Origin of the sequence: Streptomyces mauvecolor, assembly GCF_039532965.1 — a bacterium.
GTDB lineage: Bacteria > Actinomycetota > Actinomycetes > Streptomycetales > Streptomycetaceae > Streptomyces > Streptomyces violascens.
In genome coordinates, this window is record NZ_BAAASQ010000008.1 from 120,074 (window position 1) to 140,949 (window position 20,876).

The following is a 20,876-nucleotide window of genomic DNA, read 5'->3' on the forward strand; positions in this document are numbered from 1 at the left end:
CGGCCCGGAAATGTCGAAGAAGGTGCAGGTCGGATGGGTTTCGCTGTCAGCGAGCGGGCGGTTTTGGCCGCCAGGGGGCGCGAGTCCTGGCTCAATAGGCCCTCTCCCGGCGATCTCCGCGGGTCACTAGCGTGCGTCGGCGCGGGGGTCACCTGGGGAGAGGGCTCACTGAAGTGTTCTATTTCGCATTCCGTCTCGTGGTGCTGGTGCCGCTGCTGCGGTGGCTGTTCCGCCCGTGCGTCGAAGGGGCCGGGCGGGTACCCGAGGCAGGTGCGGTGATCCTCGCGGGGAATCACCAGTCGTTCACCGACCAGTTCCTGCTCGGCGTGACGCTCAGGCGCCGGCTCACCTTCCTGGCCAAGCAGGAGTACTTCACCGCTCCGGGCCTGACGGGCCGGGCGACCGCGGCGTTCTTCCGCGCCCTCGGCCAGATCCCGGTCGACCGCTCCGGCAAGGACGCGGCACAGTCGGCGCTCGACACCGCGCTCCAAGTCCTGGACGGCGGAGGGGTGTTGGGGGTCTTTCCCGAGGGGACGCGCTCCCATGACGGGCGGCTGTACAAGGGCAAGGTCGGGGTCGCGGCGATGGCGTTACGGTCCGGCGCCCCGGTCGTCCCGGTGGCGATGATCGGCACGTTCGAGGCCCAGCCGAAGGGCCGCCGGCTGCCCCGGCGCGTGCCGATCACCCTCCGCTTCGGCGAACCCCTGGACTTCTCGCGCTACGCCGGGATGGAGGACGAGCGTCTGGTGCTGCGGGCCGTGACGGACGAGATCATGTACGCGGTGCAGAAGCTGTCCGAGCAGGAGTACGTGGACGTGTACGCGGCCGAGGCCAGGACGGCGTGGGAAGCGGCCGCCGCGGCCGCCTGATCTGTCGCGCGTGGCACGGCGGGGCCCCGGCCGGAGCGCGTCCCCCGGCCGGGGCCCCTTGCGGGCCGGGTCCCTCGCACCCCACTGACCTGCGCGACTTCCGTTTCCCACGGATCTAACGGCGCGGTTGGGCGGAGTCTAAGCTGGGTGCATGGCCTACGAGATTCCGGTGACGCAAGCCCGCGCAGAGCTCGCGGAGCTGATCAACCGCGTTGTGTACGGCGGTGAGCGGGTCGTGGTGACGCGCCACGGGAAGCCGCTCGTCGCCCTGGTCTCCGCCGCCGACCTGGCGAAACTGGAGGCCGAGCCGGAGCCGGAGGCACAGCAGGAGGAGCAGGTGACGAGGACGTTCTCGTTCGGGAGCCCCCTGCCGACGTCCGCCCCGGCGGAGCCCCGGCGCTTCGGGATCGCCGCGGAACACCGGGGTCCGCGCATCGGCGACTGACGGTGCGCACACCCGCCGCGGTGAGAGTGTCCTATACACGGACCTGCCCTGTCATGGCGCCCCTTTGTTGATCATGTGTTCTTAAAGCGCCAGTTAACGCGCCGGAAAAACTTCCGCTCTAACGTGCAATGCCTGGCCAAGGGGCCCGGAGGTGGCGCTCAACAGGATGTTGAAGTCGGATACGGTTCCGCTGCGTTCGGGCGGCAAGCACCTGTCCGGTCGGTCTCCGCCCTCGACGCCAGCTGGGTCCGTCCATGGCTGTCCGTGGACGGAAGGGCACGACTGTGAGGTGGGAAGCGTGCAACTGACGCCGCACGAGCAGGAACGGCTGCTCATCCATGTAGCCGCGGATGTGGCCGAGAAGCGCAGAGCCCGCGGGGTGAAGCTCAACCATCCCGAGTCCGTCGCGCTCATCACCTCGCACATCCTCGAAGGCGCCCGCGACGGCCGCACCGTCGCCGAACTCATGGCGTCCGGGCGGAAGCTGCTCTCCCGGGACGAGGTCATGCCGGGCATCCCGGAGATGATCCACGACGTCCAGGTCGAGGCGACCTTCCCCGACGGCACCAAGCTCGTCACCGTCCACGAACCGATCGCCTGACGGGGGAGCGCTGCCGTGATTCCCGGAGAGATCCTCTTCGCCGAGGACCCCATCGTTGTGAACGAGGGCCGCGAGGTCGTGCGGATGACCGTCCTCAACGCCGCCGACCGGCCCGTCCAGGTCGGCTCCCACTACCACTTCGCCGAGGCCAACCCCGGCCTCGACTTCGACCGTACGGTTGCCCGGGGCAAGCGACTCAACATCGCCGCGGGCACCGCCGTCCGCTTCGAGCCCGGCATTCCCGTCGACGTAGAACTCGTCCCCCTGACCGGCCGCCGCATCGTGCCGGGGCTGCGCGGCGAGACCGGAGGTTCCCTCGATGACTGACCTCGACCGTGCCGTGTACGCCGACCTGTTCGGCCCCACCACCGGCGACCGCATCCGGCTCGCCGACACCGATCTCCTGGTCGAGATCGAGGAGGACCGCGCGGGCGGCCCCGGGCGCTCGGGCGACGAGGCGGTGTTCGGCGGCGGCAAGGTGATCCGCGAGTCCATGGGGCAGGCGCGGACCACGCGAGCCGAAGGCGCGCCCGACACCGTTGTCACCGGCGCCGTGATCATCGACCACTGGGGCATCGTCAAGGCCGACATCGGCATCCGCGACGGGCGGATCACCGGCATCGGCAAGGCCGGCAACCCGGACACCATGGACGGCGTCCACCCCGACCTCGTCATCGGCCCCGAGACCGAGATCATCGCGGGCAACGGGAAGATCCTCACCGCGGGAGCCGTCGACACCCACGTCCACTTCATCTCGCCCACCCTCATCGACCAGGCGCTCTCCTCGGGCATCACCACGCTGGTCGGCGGCGGCACGGGACCCGCCGAGGGCACCAAGGCCACCACCATCACACCGGGCCCCTGGCATCTGGCCCGCATGTTCGCCGCCCTGGAGAACGCGCCCGTCAACATCGGGCTGCTCGGCAAGGGCAACACCATGTCGCGCGCGGCCATGCACTCCCAGCTGCGTGGCGGGGCCCTCGGGTTCAAGATCCACGAGGACTGGGGTGCCACCCCTGCCGTCATCGACGCCTGCCTGAGCGTCTGCGACGAGACCGGGGCCCAACTCGCCATCCACACCGACACGTTGAACGAGGCCGGCTTCGTCGGCGACACCCTCGCCGCCATCGCGGGCCGCTCGATCCACGCGTACCACACCGAAGGCGCCGGCGGCGGGCACGCGCCCGACATCATCACCGTGGTCTCGCAGCCCAATGTGCTGCCGAGTTCCACCAATCCGACCCGGCCGCACACCATCAACACCATCGAGGAACACCTCGACATGCTGATGGTCTGTCACCATCTCAACCCGGCGGTGCCCGAGGACCTGGCGTTCGCCGAGTCCCGGATCCGCCCCTCGACGATCGCGGCCGAGGACTTCCTGCACGACCTCGGCGCCATCTCCATCCTCTCCTCGGACTCCCAGGCCATGGGCCGCATCGGCGAGGTCATTCTGCGTACGTGGCAGACGGCGCACGTCATGAAGGTCCGGCGGGGCGCGCTGGCCGGGGACGGGCGCGCCGACAACCACCGGGTGCGGCGCTATGTCGCCAAGTACACGATCAACCCGGCCGTCGCCCAGGGCCTCGACCACGAGATCGGATCGGTCGAGAGCGGCAAGCTCGCCGACCTGGTGCTGTGGGAGCCCGCGTTCTTCGGGGTCAAGCCGCAGCTCGTCATCAAGGGCGGCCAGATCGCATACGCGCAGATGGGCGACGCGAACGCGTCGATCCCCACCCCGCAGCCGATCCTGCCGCGCCCCATGTTCGGCGCGTACGGCAAGGCACCCGCCGCCAACTCCCTCAACTTCGTTTCCCAGGCCGCACTGGAGGACGACCTTCCCGAGCGGCTCGGCCTGGACAAGCGCTTCGTGGCCATCAAGAACACCCGCCGGGTGGGCAAGGCGGACATGCGCGAGAACGACGCGATGCCGGATGTGCGGGTGGACCCCGACACGTTCACCGTGACCATCGACGGTGACGTGGTGGAGCCTGCTCCGGCCGTCGAACTGCCCATGGCTCAGCGGTACTTCCTCTTCTGACGGGTTGTCATTCCATGAGTCGCGCAGCCCTGCTCGTCCTCGCCGACGGCCGTTTCCCCGCCGGTGGACACGCCCACTCCGGCGGCGCCGAACCGGCCGTCAAGGCGGGGCGCGTCCGCAACGCCGCCGACCTCGCGGAGTTCTGCCGGGGGCGGCTGCACACCGCGGGCCTCACCTCCGCGGCGCTCGCCGCGGCGGCGGCCGCGGGTCTCGACCCGCTCGCCCTGGACGAGGCCGCCGACGCCCGCACCCCGTCCCCCGCCCTGCGGGCCACCGCCCGCAAACTGGGCCGCCAGATGATGCGGGCGGCCCGGGCGACCTGGCCGTCCGCCGAACTCGACGCGCTGGCCACGGCCCGCCCGCGCGGCGCTCACCAGCCCATCGTGCTCGGCCTCGCCGCCCGTGCGGCGGGGCTCGGTCCCGAGGACGCGGCGCACTGCGTGGCGTACGAGGTGGTCAGCGGGCCGGCCACGGCGGTGGTACGTCTGCTGAGCCTCGACCCGTTCGATGCGACGGCCGTCCTTGCCCGGCTTGCGCCGGAGCTTGACGCGGTGGCTCGGCGGGCCGCCCTCGCTGCGGCGGAGGCGGTTGTCGAGGGGCTTGATGCGCTGCCTGCGGCGTCCGCGCCGCTCCTGGATGTCATGGCCGAGGCGCATGCGGCTTGGCCGGTGCGGCTGTTTGCGTCGTAGCCCCCTCTTGCCTCCGTACTGCGGCTCCGCCCCCAGACCCCCATCGCCCTGAACGGGCTCGTCCTCAATCGCCGGACCGGCCAAGGGCCCTAGCCCAAAGCCCGAGCCCGACAGCGGACCGACCCACCGTCCGGAACCCCATCCACCCCCCTCCCCCGGAGTCGCCCCCATGCACCTCGACCACTCCCACGAAGGCCCCGCCGCCATCAGTGCCGATGCCCACCGCCCCGACGGCACCCGGCGGGCCCTGCGCGTCGGGCTCGGCGGGCCCGTCGGGTCCGGGAAGACCGCCACCGTGGCGGCGCTCTGCCGGGCGCTGCGCGACCAGCTCTCCATCGCCGTCGTCACCAACGACATCTACACCCGCGAGGACGCCGCCTTCCTGCTGCGCAACGCCGTGCTGCCGCCGGAGCGGATCCAGGCCGTCGAGACGGGGGCCTGCCCGCACACCGCCATCCGCGACGACATCTCCGCCAACCTCGAAGCCGTCGAGGACCTGGAGGACGCGGTCGGGCCGCTCGACCTGATCCTCGTCGAGTCCGGCGGCGACAACCTCACCGCCACCTTCTCCAAGGGACTGGTCGACGCCCAGATCTTCGTCATCGATGTGGCCGGTGGCGACGACATTCCGCGCAAGGGGGGTCCGGGGGTCACCACCGCCGACCTGCTCGTCGTCAACAAGACCGACCTCGCGCCCTATGTCGGGTCCGACCTCGGGCGGATGGCGCGCGACGCCAAGGAACAGCGGGCCGAACTCCCCGTCGTCTTCCAGTCGCTGAGGTCCGACGAGGGCGTCGACCAGGTCGCCGGCTGGGTGCGGGTGCAGCTCGCGGCATGGGCGGCCTGACCCTCGGCGCGCCGGGGGTGCGCGCCACCGCCCGTATCGTCGCCACCCCCGAGGGGCTGCCCGTCCTGGAAGGGGAGGGGCCGCTCGCGCTGCGCCGTACTCGGGCGCGCGGCCCGTACCACCGGGTCACCGTCGTGGGCGCGATGAGCGCCCCGCTCGGCGGCGACCGCATCGCCGTCGAGGCCGAGGTGCGCGACGGGGCGCGGCTCGACGTGGACTCGGCCGCCGCCACCATCGCACTGCCCGGCCGCGACGGCGAGCGGGCGCACTACGACGTACGGCTCGTGGTCGGCGAGGACGCGGAACTGCGCTGGCTCCCCGAGCAGCTCATCTCGGCGCACGGCAGCGATCTCGCGATGCGCACCCGGATCGACCTCGCGGCCGGAGCCCGCCTCGTGTTCCGCGAGGAACAGGTGCTCGGGCGCCACGGAGAGGCGCCCGGAACCCTCGCCACCCGGCTCACCGTGCACCGCGCAGGCCGCCCGCTCCTCGACCAGGAGCTGGCGTACGGGCCGGGCGCGCCCGGTGGCTGGGACGGGGGAGCGGTGCTCGGCGGGCACCGGGCGGCGGGCCAACTGCTCGTTGCGGGACCGGAGTTCAGCGAGAGGCCCGCCGAGGCCAGGTTGCTCGGCGAGAGTGCCGTGCTCACCCCGCTCGCCGGGCCCGGCTTCCTCGTCACGGCGCTGGCCCCGGACGCCCGGCTGCTGCGCCGGACGCTCGACGACGTACTGCACGCGCACCTCGCGACACGCTGACCGCTCAGCGGAACACCACTCTCCGGCTATCGGTTCGGTAAAAAAACACCTGTACGGCCTGTGCACAGTGGGCTCACAGACGAAAGGATCCCCCGACAGGCCCAAATGGCGCGCTGAGACTGACAGCGCACTTCAGCAGGGGGAGGTACCACTTGAGACGCACCGCAGTGCTCGGCTCGGCCGGCACACTGATCGCGGGCACGCTGATGGTGGGCGCGATAGCGGCTCCGGTCGCCAACGCCGACAACCGCGACCACGGTTGGTCCGAGGCGCGTGGCGCGCAGGTCGCCGCCGACAGGGCGGCCAAGCAGGGCATCAGCTGGACGGACTGCCCGGCCGACTGGGGCATCGCCAAGCCCATCCAGTGCGGCTATGTGAGCGTCCCGCTCGACTACGCGCGGCCCAACGGCAAGCAGATCAAGCTCGCCGTCGACCGCATCGGCAACACCGGTACCAAGGCCGAGCGCCAGGGTGCCCTCATTTACAACCCGGGCGGCCCCGGCGGCTCCGGCATGCGCTTCCCCACCCGGGTGACCGCCAAGAACCCGCTGTGGACGAACACCTCGAAGGCGTACGACTTCGTGGGCTTCGACCCGCGCGGCGTGGGCCACTCGACGCCGATCTCCTGTGTGGACCCGCAGGAGTACGCCAAGGCGCCGAAGGCCGACCCGGTGCCGAGCAGCGAGGCCGACAAGCGCGCCCAGCGCAAGCTCGCCGCCGAGTACGCGGACGGCTGTGCCGAGCGCAGCGGCTGGATGCTGCCGTACATGACCACTCCGAACACCGCCCGCGACATGGATGTCATCCGTGCCGCCCTCGGTGAGAAGAAGCTCAACTACCTGGGTGTCTCCTACGGCACCTACCTGGGCGCGGTCTACGGCACGCTGTTCCCCTCGCACGTCCGCCGCATGATCGTGGACAGCGTGGTCAACCCGGACCAGGACAACATCTGGTACCAGGCCAACCTGGAGCAGGACGTCGCCTTCCAGGCCCGCTGGAACGAGTGGGAGGACTGGGTCGCCAAGTACGACGCCAAGTTCCACCTCGGCACCACCCGGGCACAGGTCGAGGCCCAGTGGCTGAAGCTGCGCGCCGACGCCAAGAAGAGCCCCCTCGACGGCAAGGTCGGCCCGGCCGAGCTGCTCGGGTACTTCCAGAAGGCGCCGTACTACGACTCGTACTGGGTGCCGGTCGCCAAGGCGCTCAGCGCCTACGCGGCGGGTGACATCAAGCCGGTCGTCGAGGCCTCCGCTCCCGACATGTCTGACATCGCGGGCAACATCGCCTCCGAGAACGGCAACGCGGTCTACACCGCCGTCGAGTGCGCGGATGCCAAGTGGCCCACCAGCTGGCGCAAGTGGGACCGCGACAACACCAAGCTGAACAAGGACTACCCGTTCCTGACCTGGTCCAACGCCTGGATGAACCTGCCGTGTGCCACCTGGTCCACCAAGCAGCAGAACCCGGTCGAGGTCAAGACGGGCAAGGGCCTCCCGCAGGTCCTGATCGTGCAGTCCACCAATGACGCCGCCACCCCGTTCCAGGGCGCCGTCGAACTGCACAAGGCCTTCAAGAACTCGCGCCTCATCATCGAGAAGGGCGCCGGTTCGCACGGTGTGACCGGTCTCGTCAACCCGTGCATCAACTCGCGCGTGGACGACTACCTGCTCACCGGCAAGACCGACAAGGCGGACTACACCTGCACCCCGCACGCAACTCCCGTGCCGTAGGCGTTGGCTGAGCGGACAGGGGCGACCGGAGTTGTCCGGTCGCCCCTTTTCCCTTATGCGTCTTCCTTACGCGCGCCCGGCCAGCCAGGCGTCCTCGGCCGCGTAGTCGAACAGACCCACGGCCGCGTAGTTCCTGGCCATCTTCGGGAACGCCTCGCTCCACTCCCGGCCCTTCAGCTGCCCGGCCAGCCACTCGACCGTGGCGGGCAGCGACTCCACGTACCCGGTCACCGGCCGGTAGCCCAGCTCCCGCTCGGCCGCACCCATGGCGTAGACGATCGGATGCGGGGTGCTCCACGGCGTGATGCCGACCGTGCCCTGCGGCGCGGGGCCGTCCACCAGGACGAGCTCGCTGCGCACGCCGAGGATCTCGTCGACGGCCGCGCTGATCTCGGCGACCGTAGGGGCCTCGCCGTCCGCCGCGTTCAGCACCCGGTCGCCGGGCCTGTTCGCGGCCAGCCGGATCAGCTCCGCGATGTTCGCGACATGCGCGGGATGGAACCGGCTCTGCCCGTTGTACGCGAGCACCCGCACCGGCCGCCCGTCCAACGCCCGCTTCACGAAGTGCAGTTCACGCGGTGTCTGGCAGTGCGGCCCGTGCACTGCCCCCGCGCGCAGCAGCGTCGAGGGGATCGACGAGCCGAGCAACTCCCGCTCAAGAGCCACCTTCCGGGTGCCGTATGTCGCCTCGCCGGGAGCCACGGTGGCCAGCGACTCCGGGATCGGCACCGGGTAGCACGGCGACCCGTCGGGCTCGCCCTGGGTGTCGAAGCTGCGGCCCTTGTCGTCCTCGTACACCGCGCCGCTGGAGATCACCACCGCGGACCCGATCCGGTCGCCGAGGCCGGCCAGCTGCCGCGCGTGGTCCTGCCCGTACGCGACCATGTCGACCAGTACGTCGACACCGTCGCCGAGTGCGGAGGCGAGGGCGGCGTCGTCCTCACGGTCGAGCCGCACCCGCTGCACGTCCCCGGGCCAGCCGGTGTCTCCGCCGCCTCCGCGTGACGCGGCCCGCACCTCCCAGCCGTCCTCGGCGAGCGCGCGCACGGCGGCCCGCCCGATCTGTCCGGTAGCTCCGACGACGAACGCGGTTCCCTTTGTCATGGCCCGGACGCTACGCCCGCGCCGATCGAGACGGACAGGGCGTTTCGCCGTGCGCGGATCCGCCCAGGGCCGAGCGATCACGGGAACTTCGGCTCAGCTGATGATGCCCCGGAACCTGCGCGACTCCTCCGCCTTCACATCGGCCGCGTACCGGTCCACGTACTCCTGGCCCGACAACTCCATGACCTTGTACATGATCTCGTCGGTGACCGCCCGCAGGATGGCCTTCTCGCCCTCCATCCCCTCGTAGCGCGAGAAGTCCAGCGGCTCGCCGAAGCGGATCGAGACCCGCTTGATCTTCGGCACGACCTGGCCGGGCGGCTGGATCTCGAACGTGCCCACCATCGCGCACGGGATCACCGGCACTCCGCCCCGGATGGCCATCACCGCGACGCCGACCTTCCCCTTGTACAGCCTGCCGTCGTGCGAGCGCGTGCCCTCCGGGTAGATGCCGAGCAGCTCGTCCTTGGCGAGCACCCCGAGCCCTTCCCGGATCGCGGCCTGCCCCGCCTCCTTGCCGGACCGGTCCACCGGGATCTGCCCGATGGCCCGGAAGAACGCGGCGGTCAGCCGGCCCTTGATGCCGGGCCCGGTGAAGTACTCCTGCTTGGCGAGGAAGGTGATGCGCCGCTTCAGCATCACCGGCATCAGGAAATGGTCGGAGAAGGAGAGGTGGTTCCCCGCGACGATCGCCGCGCCCTCCTCGGGAATGTGCTCAAGACCCTCCAGCCGCGGCCGGAACAGCAGTCTCAACAGGGGCCCCAGGACTGCGTATTTGAGGATGTAGTAGAGCACCCGCAAGCTCCTCACCATGCAGAAGGGTGGCCAGTGTAGGGGGAGGGCCGGGCCGCTGTAACCACCGTCGGCCGGCCCGACAGCGGATCGATCAAACGATCATTTGTGCGCGAGTTCTTGAGCGAACGAAGTGCGAAGAGTAGAAACCGTTCACGTCACCGCGTGAGCCCCTCCCTCCCCTTATCTCTCCCCTCCCTTCTCGGGCTGGAGTCTTCATGACAACTCCCTGGTCCCGCCGTGCCTTTCTCCGTGCCACCGGCTCCTCGGCCCTCGCTCTGGGGATCACCGCCTCCCCGCAGGCGCACGCCGCCGACGCCTACGACGCGCTGCGCGCCACCTGGCGCACCCTGATCCTGGGCGACGGCTTCAGCCCCGGCGCCGAACCGTTCACGTCCAAGCTCGCCGGCCTCGGCTCCTCCGCCTCGGCCCTGCTCTCCACGATGGCCCCGGCGAGCGGATCGCTGTGGCCCGACGCCGTGTACGCCGACCCCGATCCGGACACCGACCAGGAGTCGTTCGGCTACTCGGCCAGGATGAACGACAGCTACACCCGGCTGCGCACCATGGCCGAGGCCTACAGCCAGCCCGGCACCGGACTCACCGGCGACACCGCCCTCGCCACCGCCATAGCCACCGGCCTCGACCACCTCCACGGCGACGTCTACAACGAGAACCGCGCCACCTATGGCAACTGGTACAACTGGCAGATAGGCGCCCCGCAGGCCCTGCTCGACAGCTGCGTCCTGCTGTACGAACACCTGTCGTCGGCCCAACTGGACAACTATCTCAAGGCAGTTGACCACTTCGTACCGGACAGTGCCGTCTCCGTCTACTCCGGTACGAGCACCGGCGCCAACCGCGTCGACCTGTGCCGGGTGCTCGCGCTGCGCGGCGTCCTCGGCAGGAGTTCCGCGAAACTCTCCCTGGCCGCGAACGCGCTCTCGCCGGTCTTCCCGTATGTGACCTCGGGAGACGGGCTCTACGCCGACGGCTCCTTCGTCCAGCACACCTATGTGCCGTACACCGCCTCCTACGGGTCGGTCGTGCTCGGCGGCCTCGGCATGCTGTTCGCCCTGCTCGCCGGCTCCGCCTGGGCGGTCACCGACCCGGCCCGGCAGATCGTCTTCGACGCGGTCGAGAACGCCTGGGCGCCGTTCCTGTACAACGGCCTCGCCCTGGACGGTGTCGCCGGACGCGCCATCAGCCGGGGGATCTCCGCCGCGGGCGGCCTTCAGCAGGACGACCACCTACGCGGCCACGCGATCATGGCCTCCATCGTGCTGCTCGGCCAGGGTGCCGACAGCGCCGAGAACGCCCGATGGCGCGGCCTCGTCAAGGGCTGGATGCGGCGCGACTACTACAGCCCGCCCATGGGCGACAGCTTTCTCTCCATCTCAAGTCTCGCCCGCCTCAAGGAAGTTGAGGGCGACGGCACGGTGGCCGAGATCGCCGAGCCCGTCGGCCATCGCCTCTTCCCGCACATGGCCCGGGCCACCCACCGCCGTCCCACCTGGGCCGCCGCCATCAGCATGGCCGACAAGCGGATCACGTACTACGAGACCGGCAACGGCGAGAACCTGCACGGCTGGCACACCGGGTCCGGGATGCTCTACTGGTGGGGCGACACCTATGCGAATGGGCAGTACAGCGATGCCTTCTGGCCCACCGTGGACCCCTACCGGCTGCCCGGGACCACCGCCTCGCGCAAGGTCCTCGCCGATGCGGCGGGCGGCGACTGGGGTGCGTCGAGACCGGACGTGAACTGGGTGGGCGGCGCCACCGACGGGCAGCGGGCCGCGATCGGCCAGTACCTCAAGGGGCTGGGCGGCACCCTGCTCGCGAAGAAGTCCTGGTTCTGCCTGGACGACGCCATCGTGTGCCTGGGCGCGGGCATCTCGTGCAAGGACGGCACAGCGGTCGAGTCGACCGTCGACAACCGCAACCTCGGGCCGACCGGAAACGCCGCCCTCACCGTCGACGGCACCGTGCAGCCACTCGTCTACCCCTGGTCCGCGACCCTGCCCGGCGCCTCCTGGGTCCACCTCGCGGGCCACGGCGGATATGTCTTCCCCGGCCGGGCGACCGTACAGGCCAGGCGCGAGGAGCGGACCGGCCGCTGGAGCGACATCAACAAGGGCGGCTCGACGACGCCGGTCAGCCGCCGCTACCTCACCCTGTGGGCCGACCACGGCACGAATCCGTCCGGCGCCGGATACGCCTATGTACTGATGCCGGGTGCGTCCGCCGACCGGACGGCGGCCCGCGCCGCCGACACCGGCTGGCTGAGCGTGCTCGCGAACACCGACAGCCAGCAGGGCGTCCAGGTGCCCTCGCTCGGCTTCACCGGGGTCGCCTTCTGGTTCGGCGGCACCGTCGGCGCGCTCGACGCCAGTGCGCCGTGCGCGGTGATGATCAGTGAGCGGAGCGACGGCACCGCGGTGATCTGCGTCAGCGACCCCATGCGGATGCAGACCTCGCTGACCCTGACCTGGCGACGCGCCGTGGCCTCGGTGACCTCCCGACCGGCCACCGTCACCGGTGCCACCACGGGCTCGTCCCTCGCCCTCACCTTCGGCGACCTCAGCGGCACCGGGGGAGCCACCCAGAAGATCACCGTCAGACTGGGCTGACCGGGAGGGCGGCTAGGTGCTGCGCGATGTCGCGGCCGTCCCGATCGCGGTGAGCCCGAGCACCACCCAGCCGAACCACAGCCAGCCGCTGCTGCCGAGCGCCACCGTGTACGCCGTGATCACCACCAGCATCACGAGGGTGAGCACCATCATGGACTTCGTCGAACGGGGCATAGCGTCCCCTTCCTCCCGGCGGGCGCCGTGAAGACCATGGTCTCCCCGGGAGGGGCCGCAGCGCTACTGCCCGCGCGTGTTCAGTGAGGCGAGATAGGCGTTGTAGGCCTGAAGTTCCTTGTCGCCGTTGCGCTCGGCGGCCCGGTCGGTGCGGCGCGCGTGCCGCTTCTCGGTGGCGTACCACTGGAAGACCAGGGCGATCAGGACGAGCACCGAGGGGATCTCGCTGAACGCCCAGGCGATGCCGCCGCCCGCCTGCTGATCGGCGAGCGCGTCGATCCCGAGCGAGGCCGGCGGGTTCTTGTACGTGCCGATCATGGGCTCGCTGGCCATCATCAGGGCGATGCCGAAGAAGGCGTGGAAGGGCATCCCGGCGAAGAGCTCCAGCATCCGCATCACATAGCCGGGCCGGTGCGGGCCCGGGTCCACGCCCATGATCGGCCAGAAGAAGACCAGGCCGACCGCGAGGAAGTGGACCATCATCGCGATGTGCCCGGTCCTGGACTCCATCAGGAAGTCGAAGAGCGGCGTGAAATAGAGCCCGTACAGGCTCGCGATGAACAGCGGGATGGTGAACGCCGGGTGCGTGATGATCTTCATGTACCGGCTGTGCAGCAGCATCAGGAGCAGCTCGCGCGGGCCCTTGCGGCCGCGCGGGGCGACCGGCAGCGCACGCAGCGCGAGCGTGACCGGCGCGCCGAGCAGCAGGAGGATGGGCGACAGCATGCTGATCACCATGTGCTGCACCATGTGCACGCTGAACATGACCATGCCGTAGTCGTTGAGCTTGGTGCACATGACGAGCGCGATGGTCAGGACGCCCACGGTCCAGGAGATCATCCGGCTGACCGGCCAGCTGTCACCGCGCCGCTTGAGCCGGACCACGCCCCACGCGTACAGGCCGAGCCCGAGCAGGCAGCCGATGAGGAAGAAGGAGTCCGCCGACCATTCGAGCCCCCGTGCCAGCGTGAACGGCGGCAGGTCCATGTTCATGTCCATGCCGTGCCCGCTGTGATCCATCCGCTGACTCCTGATTCGTACCGGTTGTCCCGCACCAGACTAGAACCGCCCCCGGCCGGTGATGCGGCCGGGGGCGGTTCATTGCGTACAAAACAATCCGGAGGCGACCGGAAGCCGGAGAACGGTTAGAGGACGCACTCCGCTTCGGCGTAGCGCTCGGCCGGGACGGTCTTCAGGGTGGCCGTCGCCTCGGCGAGGGGGACCATCACGATGTCGGTGCCGCGCAGCGCGGTCAGCATGCCGAACTCGCCGCGGTGGGCCGCCTCGACCGCGTGCCAGCCGAAGCGGGTGGCGAGCACCCGGTCGTACGCGGTGGGTGTGCCGCCGCGCTGGACGTGGCCGAGGATGACTGGGCGGGCCTCCTTGTTCAGGCGCTGCTCCAGCTCGATGGAGAGCTGGCGGGCCACGCCCGCGAATCGCTCGTGGCCGTACATGTCGGTGCCGCCCACGTCGAACTGCATCGAGCCCTCGCGCGGCTTGGCGCCCTCGGCGACGACGACGATCGCGAACTTCTTGCCCGCCGAGAAGCGCCGGCCGACCAGCTCGGTCAGCTCGTCGATGTCGAAGGGGCGCTCGGGCACCACGATGGCGTGCGCGCCGGCGGCCATGCCCGAGTGCAGCGCGATCCAGCCGGTGTGGCGGCCCATGACCTCGACGATCAGCACACGCTGGTGCGATTCCGCGGTGGTCTTCAGACGGTCGAGGGCCTCGGTCGCCACACCCACGGCGGTGTCGAAGCCGAAGGTGACATCGGTCGAGGCGATGTCGTTGTCGATGGTCTTGGGCACGCCGACGATCGGAAGACCCGCCTCGGACAGCAGGGTCGCGGCCTTCAGGGTGCCCTCGCCGCCGATGGGGATGATCGCGTCGAGACCGAGCTCGGCGACGTGTCCCTTGGCGCGCTCGACGCCGTCGCGCAGATGCGCCGGCTGGACGCGGGAGGAGCCGAGAATGGTGCCGCCACGGGCGAGGATGCCGCCGACCGCGTCGAGGTCGAGCTTGCGGTAGTCGGCTTCGAGCAGGCCCTTCCAGCCGTCGTGGAAGCCGATGACCTCGTCGCCGTGGTCGACCACCGCGCGGTGCACGACGGATCGGATGACGGCGTTCAGGCCGGGGCAGTCGCCGCCGGAGGTGAGCACACCAATTCGCATTGCCCGGAGAACCTTTGCAACGTGGGCCGACGACCGGACCACGTCGTCCGGTTGGATCCCCGTCACCCTACCGGCGCAGGGTGACGGGGGCCGAATCGGAGGTCCGACTGATGGACGTGGTACGAACGCACGAACCGCCCACCAGCCGGACCGAGTTGCCCAAGGTGTCCGCTCTTGCCCTTTTCAGGCGTTACGCGGGCTGGGTCGCCGACGCGATGCGCTCGGCGCGCAGCGCCTCGTACCAGCGGTCGTCCGTCGGCGGCAGCGCGTTCACGTCGAGGGCCAGCTTCAGGAGCATGTCCGCGATCTGCGGATTGCGCGCGAGGACCGGGCCGTGCATGTACGTACCGAACACGGTGTCGTTGTACGCGCCCTCGGTGCCGTCGCCCGTGCCGTTGCCCTTGCCCAGGCGGACCCGGGCGAACGGGCGGGCGGTCGGGCCGAGGTGGGTGACGCCCTGGTGGTTCTCGAAGCCGGTCAGCTGGGGCAGCCCGAGCCGCTCGTCGATGTCACCGAGGACGTCGCCCACGCAGCGCTCGCCCTCGCCGCGGGTCGAGACCACGTCGAGCAGGCCGAGGCCCGGCTCGCGCTCGCCGAGGTCGTTGATGAACTCGTGGCCCAGGATCTGGTACCCGGCGCAGACCGAGAAGATGATCGCGCCGTTGGAGGCGGCCCGGCTCAGCCCGGTGTCGCGGCGCAGCCGCTCGGCCGCGAGCCGCTGCGGCCGGTCCTCGCCGCCGCCGATGAGGTAGATGTCACCGGAGGTCGGGATCGGCTGGTCGCTGCGGACGTCGAGCCGGTGCACTTCCAGGCCGCGCTGGCGCGCCCGGCGCTCCACGACCAGGGCGTTGCCCTGGTCGCCGTAGGTGCTCAGCAGGTCGGGGTAGACCCACACGAGGCGCAGGCTGTTGTCTGCCATGTCGCTTGCTTGCTCCTTGCTGGGGTCAGTTGCCGACGACGCGGCGGACGTCCTGGAACGCGGTGTAGTTGGCGATGAGCTCGATCCGCCCGGGCGGCGCCAACTGGGTGCACTCCTCCAGGCTTTCGCAGACCCGGAAGTCCAGGTTCGCGACCTCCAGACGCACCGCCAGGTCCAGCTTGCGGTCGCCGATCACGAAGATCGGGTGGCCGGCGAGCCGGGTGTAGTCGACGTCCCACAGCCAGGAGGTGTCCGTGCCGTCCGCGCCGCGGGCGTTGACGGACAGGACGACCGGCGTGGGCGGCGGGTCGATGAGGGAAAACGTTTCGAGCCAGCCTGCCGGGTTCTTCGCGAGCAGCAGCCGCAGCTCACGCCCCTGGAAGCTGACCACGTCGTAGCGTCCCGCGACCGCCTGCACCTGGTACATGCGCTCCAGGGCGACCTGCGGCGGCACCCCGAACACCGCGGCGACCGCGGCGGAGGTCGCGGCGTTCGCCTTGTTGGCGCGGCCGGGCAGCTGGAGGTGGATCGGCCAGGCCGAGCCGTGCGGGTCCAGTACGTAGTCGCCGTTGAGCACCCAACTGGGCGCCGGGCGGCGGAAACCGCACTCGCCGCAGAACCAGTCGTCGCCGGGCCGCTGCATCACACCGCCGCAGGCGGGGCACGACCAGGCGTCGTCCTTCCACTCCTGACCGGCCGCCACCCACACCACATTGGGGGAGGAGGACGCCGCCCACACGACCAGCGGGTCGTCCGCGTTGGCGATCACCACGGCCTTGGAGCCGGACAGGCCCTCGCGCCACTTCTCGGCGAGCATGCGGGTCTCGGCGGCACGGTCCAGCTGGTCGCGCGAGAGGTTGAGCAGCGCGATCGCCTTCGGCGTCACATCGCGCGCGACGCCCGCCAGATACTTCTCGTCGACCTCGATCACGCCGTACTTGGCATCCGAACCGCCCGCCAGCGCCGACGTGATGCCGGCCGGCATGTTGGCGCCGAGCGCGTTCGACACCACCGGGCCGCTGGCCCGCAGTGCCTCGGCGATCAGCCGGGTCGTGGTCGTCTTGCCGTTCGTCGCCGACACCAGGACGACGTCCAGATGAGTGGCGAGCCGCCCGAGCAGATCGGGGTCGAGCTTGAGCGCGACGCGCCCGCCGATCACCGATCCACTGCCCCGGCCCGCCGCGCGCGACACCGCCGCGGCGGCCTTGCCCGCGGTCACCGCCAGCTTGGCTCGCGGTGACAGGGGCCCGGCACCTCCAACGTGTCCTGACATCGTCCTTGATCCTCCTTGCGCCTGGGTCGGGTGTCAGCCTATCGAGATCCGGTCGGCGGCCCGAACCGCGCCACCATCCGGAATGGCCTCCACCCCTGGGAACGTACTCTTGCGCCCATGCGCCACCGCCCCATTCCCGGCAGTTCCGGCTCCGTACGAGAGATGAGTCTCCTCGGCGACCGGTTGCTCCACGCCCCCTGCGAACCCGTCACGGACTTCGGTCCCGAGCTGCACCGGCTCGTCGAGGACATGTTCGCGACGATGTACGCGGCCGACGGTGTCGGCCTGGCGGCGAACCAGATCGGCGTCGCCCGGCGGGTGTTCGTGTACGACTGCCCCGACGACGAGGACGTGCGGCATCTGGGGTACGTCGTCAACCCCCGTCTGGTGGAGGCCGACGGCATCGAGGTGCGCGGCGCCGAGGGCTGCCTCTCCCTGCCGGGGTTGGAGGCGCCGACCTCGCGCTTCGACCGCGCGGTGGTGGAGGGCGTGGACCTCTCCGGCGCCCCGGTGCGCATCGAAGGCACCGGGTTCTTCGCCCGCTGCCTGCAGCACGAGTGCGACCACCTGGAGGGGGTGGTGTACGCGGACCGGGTCACGGGGTGGCGCAAGTCCTGGCTGCGGCGGGCGATCCGCAAGGCGCCGTGGGGCGGCCGGGCGGACTGGCCCCACCCCGCCCCTTCCCGAAACCCGTCGGGGGTGTGATGCCCGGCTGCGGACCGTGCGTGGCTGGTCGCGCAGTTCCCCGGGCCCCCAGCGGGATCGGTGCCGGCCCGCATCGGCATCTCCAGCCCGTGAGGCTATGACGGACATCAGCCCACCCCTAGCCCGTCCGGCGCATGAGGACGAGCTCCCTCAAGGCGCGATACGGGGTCTGGGGCGGAGCCCCAGCACCTTTCACCCCCGGCGGGTTTCGGGAAGGGGCCGGGAATCAGAAGCTGGGCCCGCCCACCCTGTCGCCCGCCGCGGCCAGCCGCCCCCACAAGAGGTCGGCCAGGGCCCGCACCAACTCCCCGCGGGAGCACGGGCGTTCGCCCAGCCACCAGTCACCCGCCGCATGCATCATGCCGACGATCCCGTGCCCCCACACCCGCGCGAGCACCTCGCTGCCCGGCCCGAGATCGATCCGCTCGGCGATCACCACACCCAGATCCTCGCCCATGCGGCGAAGCAGCGGCGCGGAGTGCCGGCCCACGTCGAAGCCCTGCTCGGACTCCGGCGCCGGAGTGTCCTCGGCGGGGTGCATCAGGAACCGGTACACCTGGGGCCGCGCCTCGATGGCCGTCAGATAGGTCTCCAGCGTCGCCTCGACCCGCTCGCGCCGCTCGGCCGGCGCGTCGAGCGCGGCGCGGAGCGCGGAGAGCAGGGCGTCGGTGTGGCGCTTGGCGAGCGCCCGGTAGAGCCCGCCCTTGTCGCCGAAGTGCCGGTAGAGGATGGGCTTGGTGATGCCCGCCTCCGCCGCGATCGCGTTCATGGAGGCCTTCGGGCCGTCCCGGAGCACCACCCGGTCCGCCGCCTCCAGCAGTTCGCGCCGCCGGCGCTCCGCCGCCGTTCGCTGCTGTTCGGCCTGCTGTGTGGTCTCCATGGGTTCTTCTCCCCGCCCGTACTGCATGTTCCGTGGGTTCCATCTTTCGAAAGCCTTGCGCAACGTAACACTCCGCCCGGCCGCGGCGCTGGGCGGCCGGTGGTCGGTTGACATGGGCTACCCGTCGGTAACAGACTTCGGTTACCGCAAGTAACGCTTGGAGTGGTGGAGGGGACATGGCCGAGTTCACGATGGATCTCAACGATGATCAGAAGCAGGTCCGTGACTGGCTGCACGGGTTCGCCAAGGATGTGATCCGCCCCGCGGCCGCCGAGTGGGACGAGCGCGAGGAGACCCCCTGGCCGGTGATCCAGGAAGCGGCCAAGGTGGGAATCTACTCCCTCGACTTCTATGCGCAGCAGTTCTTCGACCCGAGCGGCCTCGGCATCCCGGTCGCCATGGAGGAGCTTTTCTGGGGCGATGCGGGTATAGCGCTCTCCATCGTCGGCACGGGACTTGCCGCCGTCGGCGTGCTCGCCAACGGTACCGAGGAGCAGATCGGCACCTGGATCCCGCAGATGTACGGCGACGTGACCGATGTCAAGGTCGCCGCCTTCTGCTCCTCCGAGCCGGACGCGGGCTCCGATGTCGCCTCGATGCGCACCCGGGCCGTGTACGACGCGGCCAAGGACGAGTGGGTCCTGAACGGCACCAAGACGTGGGCGACCAACGGCGGCATCGCCAATGTCCACGTCGTCGTCGCGGTCGTCGACGCCGGACTCGGCTCCAAGGGCCACGCCTCCTTCATCGTGCCGCCGGGCACCCCGGGCCTGACGCAGGGTCAGAAGTTCAAGAAGCACGGCATCCGTGCCTCGCACACCGCCGAGGTGGTCCTTGAGGACGTCCGTGTCCCCGGCCACTGCCTGCTCGGCGGCAAGGAGAAGCTCGACGAGCGGCTCGCCCGGGCCCGCGAGAAGGCGAAGGCCGGTGGCGGGGAGCGCGTGAAGAACGCCGCGATGGCCACCTTCGAGGCCTCCCGTCCGGCCGTCGGCGCGATGGCGGTCGGCACCGCACGGGCCGCGTACGACTACGCGCTCGAATACGCCAAGACCCGCGAGCAGTTCGGCCGCCCGATCATCGACAACCAGGGCATCGCCTTCCAGCTCGCCGACATGCGCACCCAGATCGACGCGGCCCGCCTGCTGGTGTGGCGCGCGTCCTGGATGGCGACGACGGGCAAGAAGTTCGAGTCGGCCGAGGGCTCGATGTCCAAGCTGTACGCCAGCGAGACGGCCAAGAAGGTCACCGCCCAGGCGATCCAGATCCTCGGCGGCAACGGCTTCACGCGCGAGTACCCGGTGGAGCGCATGCACAGGGATGCGGCTATTTACACCATTTTTGAGGGCACGAGCGAGATCCAGCGCCTGGTCATCGCCCGCACCCTCTCGGGCATGCCGATCCGCTAGCCCTCGGCGCGCGGCTTGAAGATCCGGTCGAGGTGATAGCCCAGGGCGGCTGTCACCTCGACCGCGCCGCGCCGCCCGTGCAGCATGTCCCCGCCGAGCCCCACGGCCCCCGACACCAGCAGATCGGCCTCGTGCCGCGCGTCGAGCCCGGGCCGGCAGGCGCCACTCTCCTGCGCCTGCCCGATGATCCACGCCACCAGATCCTCCAGCGGATGCTCGGCGCTCAGGAACACCGCCGCGAGCGCGGGATCGGTGAGGCTGCGGGAGTAGTACGCGGAGAGGACCCGCAGCCCGAAGCGCCGCTCCTCGTCGAGCGGCAGGCACTCCTCCAGAATCGCGTTGAGCAGCGCGCGCGGATCGTCCGGGTCGTGGTCGACGCGCTCGCGGGCCCGCCGTTCGTTGTCCGCATGCAGCAACTTCAGCGCGCCGACGAGGAGTTGGTGCTTGCTCCCGAAGTGGTACTGGACCGAGCGCAGCGAGACGCCCGCCTCGGCCGCGATCTCGCGCATGCTCGCCTCGTGCAGACCCCGCCCGGCCGCGATGCGCCACACTGCCCCGGCGATCTCCCGCCGCCGCCCCTCCCGGTCCTCGGGCTCCTGCGGCTCCGGCTCGGGCAGCGGTGGCCGCTTGCGGGCGCGGTACGCCCGCGCCTGACAGCTCCGCGAGCAGTAGCGGGCCGGACGCCCGCGCCCCGCCGGCCCCAGACCTGTACCGCACACCTCGCAGCGGGCTTCCTTTTCGTCACGCACGATCCTGACTATAGGTGGGAAATTGGTGTGACGTAAGGCGCTTCTGGCCAGGGGTTAACCACATTCGCACTGGTACGTTCGTATCAACGGGTG

21 protein-coding genes are annotated in these 20,876 nt (G+C 70.5%); 12 read left to right on the plus strand and 9 right to left on the minus strand.

Annotated elements, in window-relative coordinates; all coding sequences use genetic code 11:
- Positions 1 to 173: 173 nt before the first annotated feature.
- From ABD346_RS08415 to ABD346_RS08455, 9 genes are all read left to right on the plus strand, one after another.
- Positions 174 to 869: a lysophospholipid acyltransferase family protein gene (locus ABD346_RS08415; protein WP_344373477.1), complete on the plus strand. Its 696-nt coding sequence runs from the start codon at positions 174 to 176 to the stop codon at positions 867 to 869.
- A gap of 151 nt (positions 870 to 1,020) precedes the next feature.
- Positions 1,021 to 1,314 carry a type II toxin-antitoxin system Phd/YefM family antitoxin gene (locus tag ABD346_RS08420; RefSeq protein ID WP_344373479.1) on the plus strand — a complete coding sequence of 98 codons (294 nt, stop codon included), beginning with the start codon at positions 1,021 to 1,023 and terminating at the stop codon, positions 1,312 to 1,314.
- Between the two features lie 298 nt (positions 1,315 to 1,612).
- Positions 1,613 to 1,915, plus strand: a complete 303-nt coding sequence (locus ABD346_RS08425; RefSeq protein ID WP_161247375.1) for an urease subunit gamma — start codon at positions 1,613 to 1,615, stop codon at positions 1,913 to 1,915.
- A gap of 15 nt (positions 1,916 to 1,930) precedes the next feature.
- Positions 1,931 to 2,242 carry an urease subunit beta gene (locus tag ABD346_RS08430; protein ID WP_344373482.1) on the plus strand — a complete coding sequence of 104 codons (312 nt, stop codon included), beginning with the start codon at positions 1,931 to 1,933 and terminating at the stop codon, positions 2,240 to 2,242.
- The gene (locus ABD346_RS08435; RefSeq protein ID WP_344373484.1) at positions 2,235 to 3,956 is read left to right on the plus strand and encodes an urease subunit alpha; all 1,722 of its coding nucleotides are present in this window, start codon (positions 2,235 to 2,237) and stop codon (positions 3,954 to 3,956) included. The genes ABD346_RS08430 and ABD346_RS08435 overlap by 8 nt, the downstream gene beginning before the upstream one ends.
- Positions 3,957 to 3,970: 14 nt before the next feature.
- Positions 3,971 to 4,645: an urease accessory protein UreF gene (locus ABD346_RS08440; protein WP_344373485.1), complete on the plus strand. Its 675-nt coding sequence runs from the start codon at positions 3,971 to 3,973 to the stop codon at positions 4,643 to 4,645.
- A gap of 169 nt (positions 4,646 to 4,814) precedes the next feature.
- The gene (ureG, locus tag ABD346_RS08445) at positions 4,815 to 5,492 is read left to right on the plus strand and encodes an urease accessory protein UreG (protein ID WP_344373488.1); all 678 of its coding nucleotides are present in this window, start codon (positions 4,815 to 4,817) and stop codon (positions 5,490 to 5,492) included.
- Entirely contained in the window at positions 5,480 to 6,247 is a 768-nt protein-coding gene (locus ABD346_RS08450; protein WP_344373490.1) for an urease accessory protein UreD, read from the plus strand. The genes ureG and ABD346_RS08450 overlap by 13 nt, the downstream gene beginning before the upstream one ends.
- Before the next feature lie 206 nt (positions 6,248 to 6,453).
- Positions 6,454 to 7,977 (plus strand): alpha/beta hydrolase, encoded by a 1,524-nt coding sequence (locus tag ABD346_RS08455; RefSeq protein WP_344374433.1) that lies wholly within the window; start codon positions 6,454 to 6,456, stop codon positions 7,975 to 7,977.
- Positions 7,978 to 8,043: 66 nt separating this feature from the next.
- Here the strand turns inward: ABD346_RS08455 and ABD346_RS08460 are convergent, their stop codons facing one another.
- Both ABD346_RS08460 and ABD346_RS08465 read right to left on the minus strand, forming a co-directional pair.
- Positions 8,044 to 9,081: an NAD-dependent epimerase/dehydratase family protein gene (locus ABD346_RS08460; RefSeq protein WP_344373492.1), complete on the minus strand. Its 1,038-nt coding sequence runs from the start codon at positions 9,079 to 9,081 to the stop codon at positions 8,044 to 8,046.
- 93 nt (positions 9,082 to 9,174) lie between these two features.
- Complete coding sequence (locus ABD346_RS08465) at positions 9,175 to 9,876, minus strand: lysophospholipid acyltransferase family protein (RefSeq protein ID WP_344374434.1); 702 nt, start codon at positions 9,874 to 9,876, stop codon at positions 9,175 to 9,177.
- A 215-nt stretch (positions 9,877 to 10,091) separates the two neighbouring features.
- Here ABD346_RS08465 and ABD346_RS08470 point away from each other — a divergent pair, with 215 nt between their 5' ends.
- On the plus strand, positions 10,092 to 12,506 hold the full coding sequence (locus ABD346_RS08470; RefSeq protein ID WP_344373493.1) for a polysaccharide lyase 8 family protein: 2,415 nt from the start codon (positions 10,092 to 10,094) through the stop codon (positions 12,504 to 12,506).
- Between the two features lie 12 nt (positions 12,507 to 12,518).
- Here ABD346_RS08470 and ABD346_RS08475 read toward each other — a convergent pair whose 3' ends face one another.
- The 5 genes from ABD346_RS08475 to ABD346_RS08495 all read right to left on the minus strand — a co-directional run bounded on the left by ABD346_RS08475 (position 12,519) and on the right by ABD346_RS08495 (position 17,043).
- Positions 12,519 to 12,680, minus strand: a complete 162-nt coding sequence (locus ABD346_RS08475) for a hypothetical protein (RefSeq protein ID WP_199826864.1) — start codon at positions 12,678 to 12,680, stop codon at positions 12,519 to 12,521.
- 63 nt (positions 12,681 to 12,743) lie between these two features.
- Positions 12,744 to 13,700 (minus strand): cytochrome c oxidase assembly protein, encoded by a 957-nt coding sequence (locus ABD346_RS08480; protein WP_344373497.1) that lies wholly within the window; start codon positions 13,698 to 13,700, stop codon positions 12,744 to 12,746.
- 125 nt (positions 13,701 to 13,825) lie between these two features.
- Positions 13,826 to 14,851 carry a 6-phosphofructokinase gene (locus tag ABD346_RS08485; RefSeq protein ID WP_189960544.1) on the minus strand — a complete coding sequence of 342 codons (1,026 nt, stop codon included), beginning with the start codon at positions 14,849 to 14,851 and terminating at the stop codon, positions 13,826 to 13,828.
- Positions 14,852 to 15,041: 190 nt separating this feature from the next.
- Positions 15,042 to 15,770 (minus strand): type 1 glutamine amidotransferase, encoded by a 729-nt coding sequence (locus ABD346_RS08490; protein ID WP_344373500.1) that lies wholly within the window; start codon positions 15,768 to 15,770, stop codon positions 15,042 to 15,044.
- 25 nt (positions 15,771 to 15,795) lie between these two features.
- Entirely contained in the window at positions 15,796 to 17,043 is a 1,248-nt protein-coding gene (locus tag ABD346_RS08495; protein WP_344373502.1) for a Mur ligase family protein, read from the minus strand.
- Positions 17,044 to 17,160: 117 nt separating this feature from the next.
- Here ABD346_RS08495 and def point away from each other — a divergent pair, with 117 nt between their 5' ends.
- Positions 17,161 to 17,748, plus strand: a complete 588-nt coding sequence (gene def / locus ABD346_RS08500) for a peptide deformylase (protein WP_344373504.1) — start codon at positions 17,161 to 17,163, stop codon at positions 17,746 to 17,748.
- 226 nt (positions 17,749 to 17,974) lie between these two features.
- On the opposite strand, the gene ABD346_RS08505 is transcribed toward def, so the two are convergent.
- The gene (locus ABD346_RS08505) at positions 17,975 to 18,628 is read right to left on the minus strand and encodes a TetR/AcrR family transcriptional regulator (RefSeq protein ID WP_344373506.1); all 654 of its coding nucleotides are present in this window, start codon (positions 18,626 to 18,628) and stop codon (positions 17,975 to 17,977) included.
- A gap of 176 nt (positions 18,629 to 18,804) precedes the next feature.
- Between ABD346_RS08505 and ABD346_RS08510 the strand changes: the two genes are divergently transcribed.
- Positions 18,805 to 20,034, plus strand: a complete 1,230-nt coding sequence (locus ABD346_RS08510) for an acyl-CoA dehydrogenase family protein (protein ID WP_344373508.1) — start codon at positions 18,805 to 18,807, stop codon at positions 20,032 to 20,034.
- Here ABD346_RS08510 and ABD346_RS08515 read toward each other — a convergent pair.
- The gene (locus ABD346_RS08515; protein WP_344373510.1) at positions 20,031 to 20,783 is read right to left on the minus strand and encodes a TetR/AcrR family transcriptional regulator; all 753 of its coding nucleotides are present in this window, start codon (positions 20,781 to 20,783) and stop codon (positions 20,031 to 20,033) included. The genes ABD346_RS08510 and ABD346_RS08515 overlap by 4 nt on opposite strands.
- Between the last annotated feature and the right edge of the window lie 93 nt (positions 20,784 to 20,876).